Source organism: Rhizobium sp. WYCCWR 11128 (assembly GCF_013416305.1).
GTDB lineage: Bacteria > Pseudomonadota > Alphaproteobacteria > Rhizobiales > Rhizobiaceae > Rhizobium > Rhizobium indicum.
Genome location: NZ_JACCEZ010000002.1, coordinates 936,874 through 956,709, shown reverse-complemented (window position 1 = coordinate 956,709; position 19,836 = coordinate 936,874). Strand labels below are relative to the sequence as shown.

Annotated in this window: 21 protein-coding genes; 7 read left to right on the top strand and 14 right to left on the bottom strand. The window is 61.9% G+C overall.

Annotation, left to right across the window (positions count from 1 at the left end; translation table 11 throughout):
- Positions 1 to 210 precede the first annotated feature (210 nt).
- Complete coding sequence (locus HX898_RS12340) at positions 211 to 402, bottom strand: hypothetical protein (RefSeq protein ID WP_003545875.1); 192 nt, start codon at positions 400 to 402, stop codon at positions 211 to 213.
- Between the two features lie 18 nt (positions 403 to 420).
- Positions 421 to 1,281, bottom strand: a complete 861-nt coding sequence (locus HX898_RS12335) for a S49 family peptidase (protein WP_180194760.1) — start codon at positions 1,279 to 1,281, stop codon at positions 421 to 423.
- A 170-nt stretch (positions 1,282 to 1,451) separates the two neighbouring features.
- On the opposite strand from HX898_RS12335, the gene HX898_RS12330 reads away from it, so the two are divergent.
- Positions 1,452 to 2,792, top strand: a complete 1,341-nt coding sequence (locus HX898_RS12330) for an Nramp family divalent metal transporter (protein ID WP_138328873.1) — start codon at positions 1,452 to 1,454, stop codon at positions 2,790 to 2,792.
- Positions 2,793 to 2,821: 29 nt separating this feature from the next.
- On the opposite strand, the gene HX898_RS12325 is transcribed toward HX898_RS12330, so the two are convergent.
- On the bottom strand, positions 2,822 to 3,592 hold the full coding sequence (locus tag HX898_RS12325) for a methyltransferase (RefSeq protein ID WP_138390660.1): 771 nt from the start codon (positions 3,590 to 3,592) through the stop codon (positions 2,822 to 2,824).
- A 6-nt stretch (positions 3,593 to 3,598) separates the two neighbouring features.
- A complete protein-coding gene (locus HX898_RS12320) occupies positions 3,599 to 3,826 on the bottom strand; it encodes a DUF2007 domain-containing protein (protein WP_003545870.1) in 228 nt (75 codons plus the stop codon).
- Positions 3,827 to 3,934: 108 nt separating this feature from the next.
- On the opposite strand from HX898_RS12320, the gene HX898_RS12315 reads away from it, so the two are divergent.
- From HX898_RS12315 to moaB, 4 genes are all read left to right on the top strand, one after another.
- Positions 3,935 to 4,951: a polyprenyl synthetase family protein gene (locus HX898_RS12315; RefSeq protein WP_180194759.1), complete on the top strand. Its 1,017-nt coding sequence runs from the start codon at positions 3,935 to 3,937 to the stop codon at positions 4,949 to 4,951.
- A 134-nt stretch (positions 4,952 to 5,085) separates the two neighbouring features.
- Complete coding sequence (locus HX898_RS12310; RefSeq protein ID WP_180194758.1) at positions 5,086 to 6,918, top strand: tetratricopeptide repeat protein; 1,833 nt, start codon at positions 5,086 to 5,088, stop codon at positions 6,916 to 6,918.
- A gap of 51 nt (positions 6,919 to 6,969) precedes the next feature.
- On the top strand, positions 6,970 to 7,875 hold the full coding sequence (locus HX898_RS12305) for a 4-(cytidine 5'-diphospho)-2-C-methyl-D-erythritol kinase (RefSeq protein ID WP_180194757.1): 906 nt from the start codon (positions 6,970 to 6,972) through the stop codon (positions 7,873 to 7,875).
- The gene (moaB, locus tag HX898_RS12300) at positions 7,875 to 8,426 is read left to right on the top strand and encodes a molybdenum cofactor biosynthesis protein B (RefSeq protein ID WP_171599100.1); all 552 of its coding nucleotides are present in this window, start codon (positions 7,875 to 7,877) and stop codon (positions 8,424 to 8,426) included. The genes HX898_RS12305 and moaB overlap by 1 nt, the downstream gene beginning before the upstream one ends.
- 23 nt (positions 8,427 to 8,449) lie before the next feature.
- On the opposite strand, the gene HX898_RS12295 is transcribed toward moaB, so the two are convergent.
- A complete protein-coding gene (locus tag HX898_RS12295) occupies positions 8,450 to 8,764 on the bottom strand; it encodes a hypothetical protein (protein WP_138328878.1) in 315 nt (104 codons plus the stop codon).
- Between the two features lie 387 nt (positions 8,765 to 9,151).
- Positions 9,152 to 9,670 carry a glycosyltransferase family A protein gene (locus HX898_RS12290; protein WP_018245012.1) on the bottom strand — a complete coding sequence of 173 codons (519 nt, stop codon included), beginning with the start codon at positions 9,668 to 9,670 and terminating at the stop codon, positions 9,152 to 9,154.
- A gap of 138 nt (positions 9,671 to 9,808) precedes the next feature.
- Here HX898_RS12290 and HX898_RS12285 point away from each other — a divergent pair, with 138 nt between their 5' ends.
- On the top strand, positions 9,809 to 10,966 hold the full coding sequence (locus HX898_RS12285; RefSeq protein ID WP_180194756.1) for a PA0069 family radical SAM protein: 1,158 nt from the start codon (positions 9,809 to 9,811) through the stop codon (positions 10,964 to 10,966).
- Between the two features lie 277 nt (positions 10,967 to 11,243).
- A complete protein-coding gene (locus HX898_RS12280; RefSeq protein WP_138328880.1) occupies positions 11,244 to 11,933 on the top strand; it encodes a ribonuclease HII in 690 nt (229 codons plus the stop codon).
- Positions 11,934 to 12,441: 508 nt separating this feature from the next.
- Here HX898_RS12280 and HX898_RS12275 read toward each other — a convergent pair.
- The 8 genes from HX898_RS12275 to HX898_RS12240 form a co-directional block, all read right to left on the bottom strand.
- The gene (locus tag HX898_RS12275; RefSeq protein WP_171599097.1) at positions 12,442 to 12,933 is read right to left on the bottom strand and encodes a F0F1 ATP synthase subunit B; all 492 of its coding nucleotides are present in this window, start codon (positions 12,931 to 12,933) and stop codon (positions 12,442 to 12,444) included.
- Positions 12,934 to 12,936: 3 nt separating this feature from the next.
- On the bottom strand, positions 12,937 to 13,560 hold the full coding sequence (locus HX898_RS12270; RefSeq protein WP_065282341.1) for a F0F1 ATP synthase subunit B: 624 nt from the start codon (positions 13,558 to 13,560) through the stop codon (positions 12,937 to 12,939).
- Between the two features lie 77 nt (positions 13,561 to 13,637).
- Complete coding sequence (locus HX898_RS12265; protein WP_003545854.1) at positions 13,638 to 13,865, bottom strand: F0F1 ATP synthase subunit C; 228 nt, start codon at positions 13,863 to 13,865, stop codon at positions 13,638 to 13,640.
- 67 nt (positions 13,866 to 13,932) lie between these two features.
- The gene (locus HX898_RS12260; RefSeq protein ID WP_064651444.1) at positions 13,933 to 14,685 is read right to left on the bottom strand and encodes a F0F1 ATP synthase subunit A; all 753 of its coding nucleotides are present in this window, start codon (positions 14,683 to 14,685) and stop codon (positions 13,933 to 13,935) included.
- Between the two features lie 62 nt (positions 14,686 to 14,747).
- The gene (locus tag HX898_RS12255) at positions 14,748 to 15,086 is read right to left on the bottom strand and encodes a F0F1 ATP synthase assembly protein (RefSeq protein WP_012756239.1); all 339 of its coding nucleotides are present in this window, start codon (positions 15,084 to 15,086) and stop codon (positions 14,748 to 14,750) included.
- Positions 15,087 to 15,357: 271 nt separating this feature from the next.
- The gene (locus tag HX898_RS12250) at positions 15,358 to 16,533 is read right to left on the bottom strand and encodes a cell wall hydrolase (protein ID WP_180194755.1); all 1,176 of its coding nucleotides are present in this window, start codon (positions 16,531 to 16,533) and stop codon (positions 15,358 to 15,360) included.
- Positions 16,534 to 16,733: 200 nt separating this feature from the next.
- Positions 16,734 to 18,632, bottom strand: coding sequence for a potassium transporter Kup (locus tag HX898_RS12245; RefSeq protein WP_138328883.1), 1,899 nt, complete (start codon positions 18,630 to 18,632; stop codon positions 16,734 to 16,736).
- 18 nt (positions 18,633 to 18,650) lie between these two features.
- Complete coding sequence (locus tag HX898_RS12240) at positions 18,651 to 19,628, bottom strand: magnesium transporter CorA family protein (protein ID WP_138390668.1); 978 nt, start codon at positions 19,626 to 19,628, stop codon at positions 18,651 to 18,653.
- Between the last annotated feature and the right edge of the window lie 208 nt (positions 19,629 to 19,836).

The following is a 19,836-nucleotide window of genomic DNA, read 5'->3' as shown; positions in this document are numbered from 1 at the left end:
ACATCTCCCCCACAAGGGGGAGATCGGCTGGGAGCAACGTCTCGGCCTTCATGACTGCTCCCGCGCAGGCGCTTCGTTGTTTGGGGAACCTTCGCCACTTGCCGAGCTCCCCACCTGTGGGGGAGATGCCCGGCAGGGCAGAGGGGGCTTCCCACCTGCAGAGCGCCCGGAGCGGCAGCCGGATGAGAGGCAGATGAGTGGCGACGCCCCTTATTCTCCCTCGCGCTTCAGCCGGTATTCTCCCGTCGCCGGGTCCTTGACCAGCGTGCCGATGGCGCCGGTCTGGCGCTCCTTTTCAGCGCGGCGCGACTTTTCGGCGAGCTTGCGGGCATCGGAGACGAAGCGGCGGTAGAGCCACCAGGCTGAGAAAACCAGGACCAGGATCGTAATAAGCTGTGCCATGCCCCTCTCTTGCTCCTCTCAAAGCCCGAAACGGCTCCACAATGCTCTCTCTTCTGCCGCTTCGACAAGTCCCGTCGCGAGACCGGATGCAGCACCTTCGAGCGAGACCGGCGATACACCGGGAATCCGGCGGCCGAACAGGCCGCGGCCGGCGGTGACGAGCTCCAGTTTGGTCTTCTGGCCGTAGCGCCGCTTCAGTTCCTGGCGCATATCGCCGAGGCCGTCGATCAGGCCGAGTTCGAGGCCGCGTGTGCCGCTCCAGAACAGGCCGGAAAAGACCGCCGCATCGTCCCTCAGCTTGCCGGCGCGGCGCTCGCGCACCATGGAGATGAAGATCTGGTGGATTTCGAGCTGCAGGCTCTTCAGATACTCGATGTCCTTTTCCTTTTCCGGCTGGAACGGATCGAGGATCACCTTGTTTTCGCCCGCCGTATAGACGCGGCGTTCGACGCCGATCTTCTTCAGCAGTTCGGGAAAGCCGAAACCGCCGGAGACGACGCCGATCGAGCCGACGATGGAGGTGGCGTCGGCGATGATCTCATCGCCGGCAAGCGCGATCATGTAACCGCCTGAGGCGGCGACATCCTCGACGAAGACCAGAACCTTCTTCTGCTTCTCGCGGGCGAGCTCGCGAATGCGGGTGAAGATCAGGCGCGACTGGACGGGCGAGCCGCCCGGCGAATTGATGGAGATGGCGACCGCCGGTGCGTCCTTCATGGCGAAGGCCTTTTCCAGAACCGGAGAGACATTGGCGAGGTTGAGGGTCGGCCGGAACTGGCCACCGCCACTGATGATCGCCCCCTGCAGGCGAACGACCGGAATGGTGATGCCGTCCTTGCGGAACCGTTTCGGCATCAGTTTTCTCAAGAATCCGGCCATTTCCCATCCTTCGCTTCGGGTCGCACGATCGTCACCCATGTATGCGCTGGAACGACAAACGCAATGGCTGCGTTCCTGAAAACATTGCGTTTGAATTTGTTGTTGCGAATGACTTGCATTATCATTCTAACTCGTCATAGTGCACGCACGATAAAACAGGTGGAAATCGCATGGACGTGCTCAATCCGAATACAAAGAGCGGCTGGCGGCACGAACGCGGAGAAGCGTCGCTGTCGGATGTCTACCGCACCGTCGGAACCGGGCGTCACAGCTCGATGTGGCGAAGGGCGGCAGCCTTCGCCGGGCCGGGCTACATGGTCGCCGTCGGGTACATGGACCCCGGCAACTGGGCGACCTCGCTCGCCGGCGGCTCGAAATTCGGCTATGCGCTGCTCACCGTCGCGCTGCTTTCCAACCTGATGGCGATCGTGCTGCAATCGCTCTGCGCGCGCCTGGCGATCGCCTCCGGCCGCGACCTCGCACAGGCCTGCCGCGACGCCTTTCCGAAATACGTCTCCTTGCCGCTCTGGGCCTTTGCAGAAATTGCCATCATCGCCACCGATATCGCCGAGGTGATTGGCACGGCGATCGGCCTCAACCTGCTGATGGGCATCCCGCTCGAACTCGGCGTGCTGATCACCGCGCTCGACGTCTTCGTGATCCTCTTCCTGCAGAAGCTCGGCTTCCGCTGGGTGGAGGCCTTCATCATCGCGCTGCTCGGCGTCATCGCGGTCTGCTTCGGCGTGCAGATCCTGCTGGCCGACCCGCAATGGGGCGCTGTTCTCACCGGCTTCTTCCCGACGACCGAGATCGTCACCAATCCCGAGATGCTCTACCTGGCGCTCGGCATTCTCGGCGCGACCGTCATGCCGCACAATCTCTACCTCCACTCCGGCATCGTGCAGACGCGGGCCTATGGCCATACCGTTCCCGAAAAGCGGGAGGCGCTGACCTTTGCGACGATCGACTCGACGGTTGCGCTCTGTTTCGCGCTGCTGATCAACGCCGCTATCCTGATCCTGGCAGCCGCCGCCTTCAATGCGCACGGCAAGACCGACGTCGTCGAACTCGGCGATGCCTATTCGCTGCTGTCGCCGCTGCTCGGCCTCGCCATCGCGCCGACGCTGTTCGGCATCGCGCTTCTCTGCTGCGGTCTCAACTCGACGGTGACGGCGACGCTTGCCGGCCAGATCGTCATGGAAGGCTTCCTGAAGATCCGGCTGAAGCCGTGGGTGCGCCGCCTGATTACCCGCGCCATCGCCATCGTGCCGGCGGCGATCGTCACCATCTGGTATGGCGACCAGGGCACGGCGGAGCTGTTGATCCTGACCCAGGTGGTGCTCAGCCTGCAGCTTTCCTTCGCCGTCTTCCCGCTTGTCATGTTTACCGCCAACAAGGCCAAGATGGGCGAACTCGTGGCACCGCGCTGGCTGAGCGGCCTCGCCTATCTGATCGCGATCGTCATCGCCGGACTGAACATCAAGCTGCTCCTCGACTTCGTCACCGGCTGAAGCATTTTCAGGAAAAGTGTGAAGCCAGCCTAAAGCCTGGCATAGGCCGCCCGGCCATTGTTGAAATCATCGACGAGAGGGGAGAACTTGTGGCTCCCCTCTTCGTGCATGATGAGCGCCGCACGCAGCGACAGCCGCGCCCGCGATCCCTTGATCGCTGTCACCAGGATCCGCACGGCGTTTTCACCCGGACGCGGATGGATGGCGGTGATCTCGATGCCGCCGAAGCGCCGGCCGCAGGCCGTGATGATCTCGGCGATCGATTGCGGCCTGGCGATCAGCGACAATTGCCCGCCTGGGATCATGATGGCGCCCGCCGTGCGGATCCAGCTTTCGAACAGGCCGTCGGTCATCGCATGGGCCTCGGCCTTCAGCGCATCCGGCGTGCGCCGGTCGCCGGCATCGTTGAAGGGCGGGTTCATGATGACGTGGTGGAAGCTCTCATCGGTGAGCCCCGCATCGTTGCGCGCCTTGGCGATCAGCGTCACATCGGCCTCGACGACGCTGACGCGGCCGGCGACATGGGCATTGTCGGGCAAAAGGATGCTGCGGCGGGCATAATCGGCCATCTCGGCCGAGCGTTCGAAAAGCACGACTTCTGCATCGGCAAGGCGCGAGGCGACGGCGAGGCCGGCAGCGCCGGCGCCGGCACCGAGATCGGCAACCCTGACCGGGCGATCGTCGGCGACCAGAGCCGCAAGCAGCATCGCATCCATGCCGGAGCGATGGCCCCTGCCCTTCGGCTGCACTACATGGAAGCCGCCGCGATGAAAGGCATCGACAGTATCAGTGGCGGTCATCGGAGCTCACTTCCGCTCGCGCAGCTCGCCGCCGAGACCGGCATCGGTGAGGATGCGGCGCGCCTGATCGGCCATTTCCTCATCCACCAGCAGGCGGCGCGACAGCATGCCGAGCGAGCCTTCCAGCACGCTCATGCCCTGATCGGCGATGAAGCAGTGAATTCCGGCATCCTTCATCAAACTCTCGGCATAAGAGAGAAGAACGGGGTCGTTGGCGCGGATAAGCTCATGCATTTGCCGTCGTTTTCCTTCCAATTTCGCCCAGCGCGACAATTCACCCCTTGCCGCGTCCATCGCCCCTTTCTATTGTCAGGTGCAATGAATGAATAGGAGTCCGGGTCGTTGGGCGTGGTCATACCGCTTGAAGAAAGCAAAAACAAACTGGCATCCATAAAGCCGCTGGTCGATCTCACCAGGGCGGACATGGAGCGAGTAAACCAGCTCATTCTGTCTAAGGCCGGCTCCGATGTGCAGATGATCCCGGAAGTGGCGAACCATCTGATCTCGTCCGGCGGCAAGCGGTTGCGGCCGATGCTGACGCTGGCTTCCGCGTCGCTGTTCGACTACAGGGGCGAAAACCACGTCAAGCTCGCCACATCGGTCGAGTTCATGCACACGGCAACGCTGCTGCATGACGACGTCGTCGACGAAAGCGATCTGCGCCGCGGCAAATCGACAGCGCGGATGATCTGGGGCAACCAGGCAAGCGTGCTGGTTGGCGACTTCCTGCTCGGCCAGGCCTTCCGCATGATGGTCGATGTCGGCTCGCTCGATGCGCTGGACGTCTTGTCTTCCGCCGCCTGCGTGATCGCCGAAGGCGAGGTGCTGCAGCTTTCCGTCGCCAAGAACATGGAGACGACGGAGGACGATTATCTCTCCGTCATCCGCGCCAAGACGGCGGCTCTCTTTGCTGCCGCCTCCGAAGTCGGGCCGATCGTCGCCGAGGCCGGCCGGTCCGGCCGCAATGCGCTGAAATCCTACGGCATGAATCTCGGGCTCGCCTTCCAGCTGGTCGACGATGCGCTCGACTATGGCGGCAAGGCCGCCGATCTCGGCAAGAATGTCGGCGACGATTTCCGCGAGGGCAAGATCACCCTGCCGGTCATTCTCGCCTATCGCCGCGGCACCGAGGATGAGCGCGCCTTCTGGCGTGATGCGATCGAGGTCGGCAACAGCACCGACGCCAACCTCGAAAAAGCGCTGGGACTGATCACCAAATATGGCACGCTGAGCGACACGATCGGCCGCGCGATCCACTACGGCACGATCGCGCGCGATGCGCTTGCGCCCCTTCCCGATACGGTCTGGAAATCCGCCCTGATGGAAGTGATCGACTTCTGCATCGAGCGCGTCAATTGATCAAACGTCCTTGATCGCAGGCTGATTTTCTTGCAGCGCCGCTTCAAAAAAGCCATCCTGTTATGAATCAGTGATCGCAACTGGTTTTGCGGCCGGCACCATTTGTCGGGACGCTGTCGAAGAAAGGTTTCCTAATGCGGCAGAGAATTGCCATCCGTCTTCTTACGAGCGCAGCGCTGGCCGCTGTCCTATCGCTCAGCGGTGTCGGCGGCGCGAACGCCGAGGATGCGGCCAAGACAGACGATGCCGGCACAGCCGTTCACTTCGATGCAGACAGCGTCACCACTTTCTCCGGCGCCTTTCTCGCTGCGCGCACCGCCGATGTCGATCATGACTACGAAACGGCGATCGAACTCTACAAGAAGGCGCTGCAGATCGAGCCCGGCAATCCCGAGATTCGCCAGCGGCTGATGATCTCGCTGCTGCTCAATGGCGATATCAAGGACGGCGTCAAATATGCCAATGACCTGAAGGGCGATCCTTCCGTCGAGCGCATCACCACGATCGTGCGCGGCATGGATGCCGTGCGCCGTGACGACTACAAGTCCGCCGAGGCCATCCTGAAATATAAGGGGCCAAACGATCTCGACCGGATGATGAACGACCTGCTGCTTGCCTGGGCCCGCGTCGGCGCCGGCCGCGGCAAGGAAGCACTGACGATGGTCGAGAAGATGAAGGGGCCGGACTGGTTCCGCATCTTCCAGAATTACAATGCCGGGGCGATCGCCATTGCCATCGGCGACGTGAAATCCGCCCGCAAGCATCTGAACGATGCCGTGCTCGACAAGGAAGGGGGTGCTACGGCGCCCGACACCTTCATGCGCGCCGTGATGGCGCTTGCCCGCCTCGAAGCAACACAAGGCAATAAGCAGAAGGCGCTCGACGCCGTTTCCGTCGGCGACAACCTGCTGCCGAACTATGCGCCGCTGAACGCGCTGCGCGACAGTATCGAAAAGAACGAGAAGCAGGAACAGCAGGTCAAGACGGCCGAAGAAGGCGCTGCCGGCGTGCTCTTCTCGGTCGGCGGCGCGCTGAACCGCGACGGCGCCGAGGACATCGTCTCGCTTTACCTGCAGACGGCCAATGCGCTCGATCCGAACAGCGCCGATACGCTGGTGCTGCTCGGCGGCATTGCCGAGAAGCAGAACCAGATGGACCGCGCCATCGCGCTCTACAAGAAGGTGCCGGAGAATTCGCCGATGCGGCGCATCTCCGAGCTGCAGCTCGGCCTTGCCCTTGCCCAGGGCGGCAAGGTGGACGAGGCGCGCAAGCATCTGCAGGCGCTGATCGCCTCCGACCCGAAAGACATCCGCAGTTACCTCGCCTATGGCAGCGTGCTCTCCGACGCCAAGGACTACCAGGCGATGGCCACGAATTACGACAAGGCCGTCGAAACGATCGGCCCCATTCCCGGCCGCGCCAACTGGAGCGTCTTCTTCCAGCGCGGCATTGCCTATGAGCGGCTGAAGAAGTGGGACCAGGCGGAACCGAACTTCCGCAAGGCGCTGGAGCTCAATCCCGACCAGCCGCAGGTGCTGAATTATCTCGGCTATTCCTGGATCGACATGAACCGGAACCTCGACGAAGGTCTCGGCATGATCAAGAAGGCCGTGGAGCTTCGCCCTGACGACGGCTACATCATCGATTCGCTCGGCTGGGCCTATTTCCGCCTCAACCGCTTCGACGATGCCGTCGACGAGCTGGAGCGGGCCGCACAGATCAAGGCCGGCGACGCGACGATCAACGACCATCTCGGCGATGCCTACTGGCGCGTCGGGCGCAAGCTCGAGGCCGTCTACCAGTGGAACCGGGCGCTCGCCTCCGAGCCCGAAGCTGCCGAGATCCCGAAGATCAAGGACAAGGTCGCCAACGGCCTGCCTCCCGTCAGTGACGATGCCAAGGCGGCCGACAAGAAGCAGCCGGATCCGGCGCCCGTCACCCCGCCGCCGGTCGACAAGAAATCCTGACGGACCATGCCTGACGAGGCCCCGGCCGGCGTGCGATCAAAGAAATAGAGCATGATGTCGTCCGAAAACCGCTCACACTTTTCGGCATCATGCTCCAGCGTTTCCGAGGAAGCTCGCGCGAAAATCAACCTGGCCCTGCATGTGACGGGCCAGCGGCCGGATGGCTATCATCTGCTCGATATGCTGGTGACCTTCGCAGATCACGGCGACCGGCTGGACTTCATGCGGTCGCCGGCCGACGCATTCACCCTGTCGGGCCGTTTCGGCGAGGTGCTTGCCGGCGACGGCGGCACCAACCTGGTGCTGAAGGCCCGCGACCTCCTGCGCGAGGCAATCGGTCCCCTCGCCTTTCCCGTCCGTATCCATCTCGAAAAGAACCTGCCGATCGCCTCCGGCATCGGCGGCGGCTCGGCCGATGCAGCCGCGACGCTGCGCGGGCTGATGCGGCTCTGGGGCACGACATTATCGGCGGAGACGCTTGCCACGCTGGCGCTGAAGCTCGGCGCCGACGTGCCGATGTGCCTTGAGAGCCGGCCGCTGATTGCCCGCGGCATCGGCGAAAAGATCGAACCCGTGCCGGAGCTGCCGGCCTTTGCCATGGTGCTTGCCAATCCGCTAAAGGGCGTCTCGACGCCAGAAGTTTTCCGCCGGCTGGCGACAAAGAACAATCCGGCCCTGAGCCTGGCACCGTCTCAGACTGCCGACTGGCTGGCCGCGATTGCTGCTGCCCGCAACGACCTGGAGCCGCCGGCGCGCGAACTCGTGCCCGAAATTTCGGAGATCTCGGCGATGCTGCAAGCTCACGGCGCCCTGTTGACCCGCATGTCCGGTTCCGGCGCCACCTGTTTCGGCATCTTTGAGAGCATGACTGCTGCCGAACATGCAGCGGCAGCTCTTCACGACGAGCGCCCTGGCTGGTATTTCCAGGCGGCGAAAACGGTTTCGGGAGGCGCATGATGGCAGGTCTGGACGAAAAGCGGCCCTTCATCGCGATCGGCATTGCGGTTCTGACGATCTCGGATACACGCACGCCGGAGACGGACAAGTCAGGCGACACGCTGGCGGCGCGGATTACGGAGGCGGGGCATAGGCTGGTCGACCGGGGGATCGTGCCCGATGATCGCGAAAAGATTGCCGCGCGGGTGAAGGCCTGGACTGAGAACCAAGACATAGACGTCGTCATCACCACCGGCGGCACCGGCTTTACCGGCCGCGATGTGACGCCAGAGGCGCTGGAACCTTTGTTCGAAAAGCGGATGGACGGTTTTTCCGCCATCTTCCACCGGATCTCCTACGAGAAGATCGGCACGGCGACGATCCAGTCGCGCGCCACGGCAGGCGTTGCCAACGCGACCTTCATCTTCGTGCTGCCGGGTTCGCCCGGCGCCTGCCGGGATGCCTGGGACGGCATTCTGAAAGGACAGCTCGACTACCGCAGCGCGCCGTGCAATTTCGTCGAGATCATGCCGCGTCTGGACGAACACCTGAAACGCGGCGCGACGAAGTAGACTGCCTGCAACAGCCGTATTCCCTATGTCGCAAGACCCGGCAGGACCGGCATCGTGTCCCAGCTGTCACCCGACAGCAGGACGCAGCTTATGCCGTGAACATCCGTGACGATGAGTGTCCAGGTGCCGCTTTCGGCGGCATAGACCTCGAGAATGGCGTTCTGGTTGATCAGTCCGACTGCCGTGAGCTTTTCGGCGAAGTTCTTGTCGAGGAAATTGACGATTTCGGGTCGGCCTGCGCAACTGCGCATCATCTGCGATGCTGCCGAATGCGGATGCGCGATCACCAATGTCGGCAATATGACGGCTATGAGGCCGTAGATCATACTGCGTACCATGACGCACCTCCTTTCGCCGGGAGCCCGGCAGAAGAGGAGATTTTCGCTGACCTGTTCTGCCGTTCACCGGCATTCCATGGCCATTCCGTTGCGAAGCGAGGCGCTTCGACGGCGCCATATTTGAATTATAGCGCGAAATCCTATTGGGCGCCATCTTTTGCGCGACGACGGGAGGAGCATGATACTCCTCCGAGGTTCGGCGACCCGCCCCTCATCCGGCTGCCGCCACCTTCTCCCCGTAAACGGGGCGAAGGGACATGCCGCACCGGCTTCCCTCAATCTCGACGCTGCGTTTGGCACGTCCCCTCTCCCCGTTTTTTACGGGGAGAGGGTTAGGGTGAGGGGCTGCCATTGGCGCGAAGGCAGGATGACGAAGAGCGGAATTGCTTAGCGTGCAGCGCGGGCAACCCATGACGGAATCAGTTCGCTCGCGAGCTTGCGCGGCTTCTGGCCCTTGACGAATTCGGTAAGTCGCATGCCGCTTTTGGCGATGGCGAGCGCCTGCTTCTTCGGCAGGAGAAAGCCGAGTTCCAGCGGCGGCACGGCTCGGCCGACACGCTGGAAGAACGGGCGCCTATAGCCGCGCGATGCGGTGAAGCGCGCCGGCAGTTTGTTCAGCGCGACATATTCGGCGATCTCATCGATCCAGCCGGCCTGCGGTCTGGCGCCCGGCTCGACGAAGAGCAGCCATTCGCCGCGCGCCGAACGGACGATGTCCTTGATATCCCATTGCGAATGGAAGCGGCAACCGGCGGCGTCGGCGACCCGCGAGGTGCCGTCGCGCGAGCCGTGATCGAGCACGACCACGTCGCTCACAAGCCCCTCCACCGCGCCTGCCACCAATACCGATAAAGTCTGTGCCAGCTCAGATTCCTGATCCTGACATTCGAGAACAACCGTCAACATTGACCATTTATAATGCGCCGCACAAATTTTTGCCAGCACCGTTTTCCTCATTTTGTTCTTGCATTGTTCTTATTTTGCAGATAGGAATTTAATCAGCAAAACGGGCGGAGGCGATGGCTTTCGCCGCGGGAGAATCCGATGAGAGAGCAGTCCCTGGCAGGGCAGGCCGCATTCGCGCCTGCCAATACGGCAGATATTGCCGATGCGATGATCGTTTCCTCCGGTCTGAGAGTCGAGGTCGATCGGCGGCGCGGACGTGGGGCGGGACTGAACCCGACAGGTCGGTTCGAAGCGCAGCAGCGCGAGACCATCGACGGTGGCTGGCAGACATGGGAAGAGCTGCCGCCCTTCAAGACGGAAGTGCAGGTCGAGAAGCCGCGCACGGCCATCACCCGTAACGAATCGCCGGACCTTTCCTTCGACCGCTCGATCAATCCCTATCGCGGCTGCGAGCATGGCTGCATCTATTGTTTCGCCCGACCGACACACGCCTATATGGGGCTTTCTGCGGGGCTCGATTTCGAGACCAAGCTCTTTGCCAAGCCCGATGCGGCAAAACTCCTGGAGCGGGAGCTCGCCAAGCCCGGCTACAAGGTGCGGGTGATCGCGATCGGCACCAATACCGATCCCTATCAGCCGATCGAGAAGGAATGGCGCATCATGCGCGGCATTCTCGAGGTGTTGAACAAGGCGAACCATCCGGTATCGATCGTCACCAAGTCGGCGATGATCCTGCGTGATCTCGACATCCTGCAGGAGATGGCAGGCAAGAACCTGGTGCGCGTCGGCGTCTCGGTGACCACGCTGGATCGCAAGCTTGCCCGGACGATGGAGCCGCGTGCCGCCACACCGCCGCGGCGGCTGGAGACGATCCACACCCTTGCCGAAGCAGGCATCCAGACGGCTGTCATGGCCGCCCCGCTCATCCCGGCGCTGAACGACCACGAGCTGGAGCGCATCCTCGAATCGGCCAAGGCTGCCGGCGCCGCGGAGGCGAGCTATGTCATCCTCAGGCTGCCGCTCGAGGTCAGCCCGCTGTTTCGCGACTGGCTGCTGCAGCATTACCCCGATCGTTACCGGCACGTGATGTCGCTGGTGCGCTCGATGCGCGGCGGCAAGGATTACGATGCCGAATTCGGCAAGCGCATGAAGGGCGCCGGCCCCTATGCCTGGCAGATCGCAAGGCGCTTTGAAATGGCCTCCAGACGTTTCGGCCTGACGCGCCGCAGCGTGCCGCTGCGCGACGATCTGTTCGTACCGCCGGATGGCAGCGGCGTGCAGCTGTCGCTGCTCTAACCTTTGTTTTTAGGACTCCGGATGGAAACTGCTTCGCACTTTCCCTGGAATTACCTCTAGCCTTTTACGCAATTCCGGACGGAAAACCGCTGCACACTTTTCCTGGAATTGCTTCAAGCTTGCGCATCGGCGTCTCGACAAAACCGCCCTGTTTTCGAGCCCCGAGCGCAATTCCCGCGGATGGCCTTGACCGCCACCATCCGTCGGGCCAGTCCCCGGCCGCCGCCCTGATCCGGGGACTTGCGGGAAATCGGGTTGGCGTGCGAGGTTCAGCCGCATGAAACCTCGCACGCCACCCGATTCTCCCCTGCTTTTCGACACGGCTCCGCTCGTGCCGGATTTCAAACTCGAGCTCAAAGCCCGCAAGGCCGGCCATTGGCCGGTCGCCGGCGCCGATGAGGCAGGCCGCGGGCCGCTGGCCGGGCCTGTCGTCGCTGCCGCCGTCATCCTCGATCCGAAGCGCATCCCTGAGGGTCTGAACGATTCCAAGCAGCTTTCGGCGCAACGGCGCGAGGAACTGTTCGTGCAGATTCTGGCGACTGCGACCGTCTCCATCGCCTCCTCCAGTTCGACGCGCATCGACGAGACGGATATCCGCAAGGCAAGCCTCGACGCCATGCGCCGGGCCATCTGCAGCCTCTCCGTTCCGGCCAGCTACGTGCTGACCGACGGGCTCGACGTGCCGCCCGGCCTCGACTGCCCCGGACAGGCCGTGGTCAAGGGCGATGCCCGCTCGGTCTCGATCGCCGCCGCCTCGATCGTCGCCAAGGTGACGCGTGACCGGATGATGGCGCGGGCCCATCATGTATTTCCGGATTACGGTTTTGCAGCGCATGTGGGTTACGGCACGGCGCAACACCGTGCCGGCATCGAGAGGCACGGCCCTTGTTCGCTCCACCGGATGAGCTTCAGGCCGTTGCGCAAGACCGAGGATGGTCCCGAGACGGACGAGCTGCTTTCCGAGTAGGGTCACCCAAGGAAAAGACGGGCAAACGAAAAGGCCCGGACATGCCCTGTGAAAGGGGCGCGCGAGGAACGGAGAGGTCGCGGCATGTCCTCTTCTCCCCTCGGGGAGAAGGTGCCGGCAGGCGGATGAGGGGGCCGCACGGCACATCCGCCCCATTATCCTATCCGCCGCGCCACAGCTACCTGAACCTAGTCGAGAGCGCGGTCGAAGCTCGTATGGGCGTTGCTGGGGAAAGACCGGCTTCGCCGGCCCCCTCATCCGCCCTACGGGCACCTTCTCCCCGCTGGGGAGAAGAGGGAATCGAGACGTCGCGGCATGTCCCTTCGCCCTGTTTACGACGGTTCGGAGGACGGCACGAGACACGTGGTTCGACCCAGGCGAAGGTGGCAATGCCGGATCAACGGCACCACATTGTCCTCGGCACGAGGCCGAGTAAAGACCAAGCCTTGCCAACAAAGAAAAGGCCGGGACATGCCCGGCCTTCCCTCTCAATCTTTTTCGAAGCTGCTCAGTTCAGCCGCGTCTTGACCTGGCCGACAGCATTGCCGAAGAGCTCAGACTGGATCTTGGCGTCGGCCCGCTTGGCAAGCACGGTTTCAGCGGCCGCGATCGCGAGATCGACAGCGGCGGAACGCACCGCCTTCATCGCCTCGACCTCGGCCTGCTTGATCTTCTGCTCGGACAGCGCCGTGCGGTTGGCGACGAATTCTTCCGTCTTCTTCTTAGCCTCAGTGGTCAGCATTTCGGCTTCGCGCTCAGCGGCGGCAACGATGTGGGCCGCTTCGGCTTCCGCTTCCTTGCGCTTGCGCTGGTATTCAGCGAGCAGGTGCTGAGCCTCCTCACGCAGGCGCTTGGCTTCGGCCAATTCGTTGCGGATCTGGTCGGCGCGGTCGTCGAGCGACCGTGCCAACATGCCCGGAACCTTCAGGTAAACGACCAGCGCCAGGAAGAGGACGAGGCCGACAAAGGCGAAGAAAGTCGCGTCAAAGGCAAATTCCATCGATCAAGCCTCCTTCTTGGCAGCCGCGACGGCGGCGGCGACATCGGCCTTGGCGACGGTGCCGCCGATCAGCTGATCGACCACGGCAGCCGCCGTTTCCTCGGCAATGGTGCCGACGTCGGCGAAGGCCTTGGCCTTGATCTCGCCGATACGCAGCTCGGCAGCCTTGATCTTTTCCGACAGGCTCGCCTCGACAGCGCGGCGTTCCTCTTCGGCCTTGGCCTTGGCGGCGTCGCGTGCGGCAGAGCCGATCGCGTTGGATTTGGCGCGGGCAGCGGCCAGTTCACCTTCATAGGTCTGGACGGCGGCGTCGGCTTCGCCCTTCAGGCGGCCTGCTTCTTCCAGATCCTGGGAAATGCGCGTGTGACGCTGATCGAGGATGGCCCCGATGCGCGGCGCGATGACCTTTTGCATGAGCAAATAGAAGACGCCGAACGTGATCACCAGCCAGAGCAGCTGGGACGCGAAGGTCGTCGAATCGAAAGGCGGGAAAGGGCCGCGGGCGTGTTCGCCTTCGGCAACACCAGTCTCGGTATGGACCTCGCCTGCGGCCGGAGCGGCGTGCGCATCCGTACCCGTCGCTGCCGCCGGTGCTTCCTCAGCGTAAGCCGGGGTCACAAAAAACATGCTCACCTCCAGGTGGACTGCAAATGCAAAGGATCACGGCTTGCGATCGCAGGCCGTGATCCATCTATTCGCCGATATCAGACGGCGAAGAGGAGGAGGAGAGCGACGAGCAGCGAGAAGATGCCCAGAGCTTCCGTAACGGCGAAGCCGAATACCAGACGGCCGAACTGGCTGTCAGCGGCAGACGGATTGCGCAGTGCGCCGGAGAGGTAGCTGCCGAAAATATTGCCGAGGCCGAGAGCCGTACCGGCCATACCAAAGCAAGCCAGGCCTGCACCGATGTACTTTGCTGCTTCCGCTTCCATGTTGAACTCCTTTGAAATGGTTGTTGCGGCGAATGACTGACGCCCTTTGACGTCGATGTCGTTATCCTTAGTGCCCGCCCGGATGGATTGCGTCGTTGAGGTACATGCAAGTCAGCACCGCAAAGACGTAAGCCTGAAGGAAGGCGACGAGGAACTCGAGACCGGTCAGGGCGACGGTCATGATGAGGGGAAGAACGGCGCCGCCGATACCGAGAGCACCCATGGTTCCAAGCGAGGCGACGAAGCCTGCGAACACTTTGAGCGTGATGTGGCCGGCGAGCATGTTGGCGAAGAGACGAACCGAGAGCGAAATCGGACGCGACAGGAAGGAGATGATTTCAATCGCAATGACCAGCGGCAGCAGAAGGCCGGGCACGCCCGAGGGCACGAAGACATTCAGGAAGTGGAAGCCGTGCTTATAGAAACCGTAGACGAGAACCGTGCCAATGACGAGCAGGGCAAGGGCGAAGGTGACGATGATCTGGCTCGTCACCGTGAAGAAATACGGGAACATGCCAAGCAGGTTCGCCGTCAAGACGAACATGAAGAGCGAAAAGACCAGCGGGAAGAACTTCATTCCCTGCTTGCCCGCGCCTTCCTTCAGCATGTTGGCGATGAATTCATAGGACATTTCCGCAACCGACTGCGAACGGCCCGGCACGATGGCGCGGTTCGAGGTCGCGAAATAGAGGAAGCCTGCGGCAGCGGCAGCCGAAACGGCCATGAAAAGCGATGCATTGGTGAACGAAAAATCAATTCCGCCGATTTCGATCGGGACAATCTTCTGGATCAGGAACTGATGAGTCGGATCGTTAGACACCGCTTGTTCTCTCTCTTTGGCCCGCAGGACGCGGGGTCATTGCACTGGACCGGAACCGGTCCTTATTTCTTGTCGTCCTTGTCGTCCAGGGGATGGGCCACCACCCCCGCAGAACGCAGCACGTTCAGAACGCCGGCACAAAATCCGAGAAGCAGAAGAACAATCAAACCCCAAGGCGCCGTGCCAACAAAACGGTCGAGGAGATAGCCAAGGAGAGCACCGACGACGATTGCGGAAATGAACTCGCTGGAAAGCTTCATCGCCTGGGCATAACCTTTGCGGCTTACCTCGGCGCGGGCTTCCCTAGCCTCGTCTTCTCCCGTCTCGACGCCCTTGGTCGCGAGTTTCGCTCCCAATTGCGCACGGCGCTTTTCTAGACTTTCCTCGCGGTCGTCCGCCATGGATCTCTCCTCGCCTGCCCGTCGCCCGCACTCCCGCTACCCCGGTCATTCGGACCCCGGACGCGAAGGTTGAGACCCTTCCGGCCCGTTCTGAAGTCGCGCGCAACATAGTTTTAGGGATTAGCATAGTCAAGGCGTAGACAGCTTCTGTCCAGCGAGAAAATAATTCCATCAAATCAAAGAGATAAATCGACTCCGGGTCGATCGCGGAAATTCGACGGAAAGAATCCGCTTTTCCGGGCCGGAAATCGGCTTGCCCCGGCGATTTATCTCAGCTCCAGCCGCCGCCATAGGTGCGATAGAACACATGAAGACCGATGCGGCCGACCTTTTCCATCGTCTTTGCCCATTTCGGTCTGACATAGACGGCATGGTAATGCGTCGCCGACCCCACCTGCGGCAGCCAGATCTTGCCTGATGTCACCGCCATCGCCACGTCGCGGGCGACTCGCCAGTGATATTCCGAGTTCACCCTGTCCTTGATGCTGTCGCAGGCGAAGGAAAACTGGCAGCGGTTGCGCCAATCCTCGTTCTGATAGACGACGCCGCAGATGGTCTTCGGATAGGAAGGGTTGCGGACGCGGTTGAGAATGACCTGGGCGACGGCCGCCTGACCCTTCACCGATTCTCCGCGCGCTTCGAAATAGATGCCGGAGGCAAGGCACTGCTGTTCCCGTGCGGAAAAGACGCTGGGTGCCAGCACGCTTGCGGCCCAGGCGTGATCGCGCGGGCCGATCTCCGGAACGAAGCGGCCGCTATCCTGTTCGGCCAGAATCGAATCGAATGGCGATTGGCGGGCATAGTCGGGTGCGGCCGGTGCGTAGGCGGTGGCCAGCACATCGGCCTTGTTGCTGGTGACGAGGCTTGCGAGCATCGCCGGCACGCCATTATCGGTCACAACAGGCTGCGTCTTATAGAAAGATGTGGCGATCTCGATTTCCTTGCCCTGGATCTTCGGCTTGACGAAGGCCGACCGATCCTTGAGATCGAAGCTCGGGGTGAAGAGCATCTTGGTGCGATCGAGGATCGAGCCGGCAGAAAAATCCTTCGGCGGCTGCATCTTCTCGACAGAGACGACGCGGCCCTTCTTGGTGCGGCGATTGACGCGATCCTCGTCCGGCGTGTCTTCGTGGCCTTTGTCTTTGGCGGTAAAGGCGACCTTGCGGCCGTCGGGCAGCACCATGCCGGCGCCGGCTGCGATCGAACCCGTCACCATCGGCTCGGCAAAGGCGAGTTCGGCCTGGTGGATGGAGCCGGCCGGAGAATTGGTCATCACCATACGCCAGTTCCCGCCCTCCTGATCGAGGCCGGCGAGCATCGCGGCGAGATCGGCATGAGATGCGACGCTCGGGAAAATCAGCCAGCCGGCGAGACCGAAGATTACGGGCGACACCCAATTCTCGGGAATGAGACGCAGCTTGCTACGGGAAGGGCTCTTTCGACGCAACACGGACTCCGGGCATGGAACGCGGGAACATTCCGATAAAAATCCCGCATTAACCTTGATGTCCGGTTAACAGGCTGTGCCGAAATGTGCCCATGAGAACTTTTGGATGTTCTAATGTGATGGATAATTTCGTACGTTCGTCCGAGCTTGCTCCCTCTTCTCCCCAGCGGGGAGAAGAGGAACAGAGGGGTCTCCGCCCATCAAATGATAACGTGCGAGCCCAGTTCGACCACGCGGTTTGCCGGCAGACGGAAGTAGTCCGAGGGGTTGGCGGCGGCGTTGGCGAGCGCGATGTAGAGCCGGTCCTGCCAATAGGGCATGCCAGACTTGGCGTCCGGCACCAGTTTGCGGCGGCCGAGATAGAAGGAGGTCGACATGATGTCGAACTTCAGTCCTGTCTTGCGCAGTGTCGCCAAGGCCTGCGAGACGTTCTGCGATTCCATGAAGCCGAAGAGCAGTTCGACGCGGGAGAAACGCTCGGAAATCTGCTCGATCCTGTAGCGGTCGTGGCTTGGCACGCGCGGTTTGTTGATCGTGCGGATGGTCAGGATGACGTTGCGGTCGTGAAGCACATGGTTGTGCTTGAGATTGTGCAGCAAGGCGGCGGGGGCGGATTCCGGATCGCTGGTCAGGAAGATCGCCGTGCCCGGAACCTGGGCCGGCGAATGTTCGCTCTTGCGCTCGATCGAGCTGACGAAGGAGGCGAGCGGAATATCGGTGTGGCGGGTCTTTTCCATCAGGATTGCCGAGCCGCGACGCCAGGTCCACATGACGACGGTAAAGGCCGTGGCGATCATGATCGGGATATAGCCGCCGTCGTGAATCTTCAAAAGGTTGGCGCCGAGGAAGATCAATTCGAGCACGACCAACGGCGCAAGCGCGATCACCGCAACCGGAAGCGACCAGTTCCAGCGGGCGCGGACGAATTCGAAGGCCATGATCGAGGTGACGACCATGGCGCCGGTGACGGAGATGCCATAGGCGGTCGCCAGCGCGTCCGACGTCTTGAAACTCAGGACCAGGAAGATAACGCCGATGAACAGCACGGCATTGACCGAAGGCACGAAGATCTGTCCGGTATTGGTTTCCGAGGTGAAGAGGATTTCCATGCGCGGCAGGAAGCCGAGGTTGATGCCCTGGCGCACCATCGAGAAGGCGCCTGTGATGACCGCCTGGCTGGCGATGATCGTCGCGGCGGTCGCCAGGATGACGACCGGCAGCAGCGCCCATTTCGGAAACATCAGATAGAAGGGATCGGACATCGTCATCGGATTGCCGAGAACCAGTGCCCCCTGCCCGAGATAGTTCAGCGTCAGCGCCGGGAAGACCAGCAGGAACCAGGCCCACTGGATCGGGCGGCGGCCGAAATGGCCGAGATCGGCATAGAGCGCCTCCGCACCCGTCACCGTCAGGAAGACGGCGCCAAGCACGACAATGCCGTAGAAGCCCTCATGCAGCAGGAAGGCGACGGCATAATAGGGATTGAAGGCGGCAAGGATGCCGTAATCGTCCGAAATATGGGAAATGCCGGCGGCGGCCATGACGAGGAACCAGACGGCGGTTATCGGGCCGAAGAACTTCGCGACGGCGCCGGTGCCGCGCGATTGCACGACGAAGAGCAGCGCCAGGATCACGACCGAGATCGGCACGATATATTCAGAGAGCCTGGGTGTGACGAGCTTCAGACCTTCGACGGCCGACAGCACGGACAGTGCCGGCGTGATCATCGCGTCGCCGAGGAAGAGAGCAGCGCCCATCAGGCCGAGCAGCATCAGGATGGCGGTGTGGCCGTTGGCGGTCTTCATCAGCAGGGCGAGCAGCGACAACGTACCGCCCTCGCCGTCGTTGTCGGCGCGCAGCAGGAAGAGCACATATTTGATGGTGACGATGATCGTCAGCGCCCAGATCATCAGCGAGATCAGGCTGATGACTTCAAAACGGGTGACGCCGTCATGGGCCACGGGCTTCAGCGCCTCGCGAAAGGCATAGAGCGGGCTGGTGCCGATATCGCCGTAGACGACGCCGACGGAACCCAGCCCGAGATAGAACAGCTTTTTCGGCGTCATATGGCGTTCGTTCGGATGGCTCTCTTCGGACATGAAGTTTCAACAGGCTCCTCAGAGCCAGCCTTTCCAGCGGAAAAAGAAAAAAGGGATGACGGCGGATAACGCCATCAGGGCCAGCGAATAGGGATAACCCGCGGCCCAGGTCAGCTCCGGCATGACCTGAAAGTTCATACCATAGATGGAGGCGACCAATGTCGGCGGCAAGAACACCACCGAGGCGATCGAGAAAATCTTGATGATCGAGTTCTGCTCGATGTTGATCAGCCCGAGCGAAGCGTCGAGCAGGAAGGTGATGTTGGCGGCGACGAAGGAAGCATGCTCCGATAGCGACTGGATATCGCGGGAAACGGTGCGGCAGAGCTCCTTCGCCTCGCGATCCTGCTGGATCGCCGGGATCGTGTGAAAGAATGTCAGCAGGCGGGCAAGCGAACCGAGACTGTCACGCACCTTGCTGATCATCCGGTGATGGCCGGCAATATCGCGCAACTTCTCCTCGAGGTAGTTCGAGGGCTTACGCACTTTCCTTGCCCGGTCGCCGAAGACATGCGTCGACAGGATGTCGATGCGCGAGACGGAGATTTCGAGAATCTCGGCGGTGCGGTCGACGATCGTCTCCAAGAGCTTGGCAAGAAGGGCAGCGCCGCTGCGCCAATTTTCCGGCAGCCGGTGGAGGGCGGCGATGAACAGCGCAAAGGATTTGGGATGGGCGTAGCGAATGGTGACCAGGCGATTTCCAGCCAGGATGAAAGCGACATCGGTCAGCGTCGGTACGTCGGTGTCAGCCTTCCAGAGCAGCGAGGCGGTCATGAAGACGGCGTCGTTTTCGACATAGAGACGGGCGGAAGGCTCGATATCCTTGAGGTCGTCGCGGGTCGGGACCTCGATGCCGAGAATCTTCTCGACATAGAGTTCCTCATCGCGGGTCGGCTCGATCATGTCGATCCAGACAACATCCTCGGGAAAGGACGCGGCATGCGACAGATCGCGGATCTCGACCGACCTGCAATTGGAACAGTAAGCGGTGATCACCGGTCGTCTCTCCGGCTGCATCCAACCTTAAAGGCCGGCATGCGCGTTGTGCTCAACCGCATCGCAGTTCCCAATCCTTCGATCGACAAGACAACTCCGAACTTGCAGGCGGGCCGGCCTCTTCGAAACGAAGACAACCGTCACTGAGCATCTGCAGCAAAACGCCATCATGGCGCCGCGGCATATGAAGCAAAGCCGTGAAATAATC

Coding starts and splice junctions, on each gene's coding strand:
- HX898_RS12340 (WP_003545875.1), bottom strand. CDS start 402: ATGGCACAGCTTATTACGATCCTGGTCCTGGTTTTCTCAGCCTGGTGG.
- HX898_RS12335 (WP_180194760.1), bottom strand. CDS start 1,281: ATGGCCGGATTCTTGAGAAAACTGATGCCGAAACGGTTCCGCAAGGAC.
- HX898_RS12330 (WP_138328873.1), top strand. CDS start 1,452: ATGGACGTGCTCAATCCGAATACAAAGAGCGGCTGGCGGCACGAACGC.
- HX898_RS12325 (WP_138390660.1), bottom strand. CDS start 3,592: ATGACCGCCACTGATACTGTCGATGCCTTTCATCGCGGCGGCTTCCAT.
- HX898_RS12320 (WP_003545870.1), bottom strand. CDS start 3,826: ATGCATGAGCTTATCCGCGCCAACGACCCCGTTCTTCTCTCTTATGCC.
- HX898_RS12310 (WP_180194758.1), top strand. CDS start 5,086: ATGCGGCAGAGAATTGCCATCCGTCTTCTTACGAGCGCAGCGCTGGCC.
- HX898_RS12305 (WP_180194757.1), top strand. CDS start 6,970: ATGATGTCGTCCGAAAACCGCTCACACTTTTCGGCATCATGCTCCAGC.
- moaB (WP_171599100.1), top strand. CDS start 7,875: ATGGCAGGTCTGGACGAAAAGCGGCCCTTCATCGCGATCGGCATTGCG.
- HX898_RS12295 (WP_138328878.1), bottom strand. CDS start 8,764: ATGGTACGCAGTATGATCTACGGCCTCATAGCCGTCATATTGCCGACA.
- HX898_RS12290 (WP_018245012.1), bottom strand. CDS start 9,670: ATGTTGACGGTTGTTCTCGAATGTCAGGATCAGGAATCTGAGCTGGCA.
- HX898_RS12285 (WP_180194756.1), top strand. CDS start 9,809: ATGAGAGAGCAGTCCCTGGCAGGGCAGGCCGCATTCGCGCCTGCCAAT.
- HX898_RS12280 (WP_138328880.1), top strand. CDS start 11,244: ATGAAACCTCGCACGCCACCCGATTCTCCCCTGCTTTTCGACACGGCT.
- HX898_RS12275 (WP_171599097.1), bottom strand. CDS start 12,933: ATGGAATTTGCCTTTGACGCGACTTTCTTCGCCTTTGTCGGCCTCGTC.
- HX898_RS12270 (WP_065282341.1), bottom strand. CDS start 13,560: ATGTTTTTTGTGACCCCGGCTTACGCTGAGGAAGCACCGGCGGCAGCG.
- HX898_RS12265 (WP_003545854.1), bottom strand. CDS start 13,865: ATGGAAGCGGAAGCAGCAAAGTACATCGGTGCAGGCCTGGCTTGCTTT.
- HX898_RS12255 (WP_012756239.1), bottom strand. CDS start 15,086: ATGGCGGACGACCGCGAGGAAAGTCTAGAAAAGCGCCGTGCGCAATTG.
- HX898_RS12245 (WP_138328883.1), bottom strand. CDS start 18,632: ATGTCCGAAGAGAGCCATCCGAACGAACGCCATATGACGCCGAAAAAG.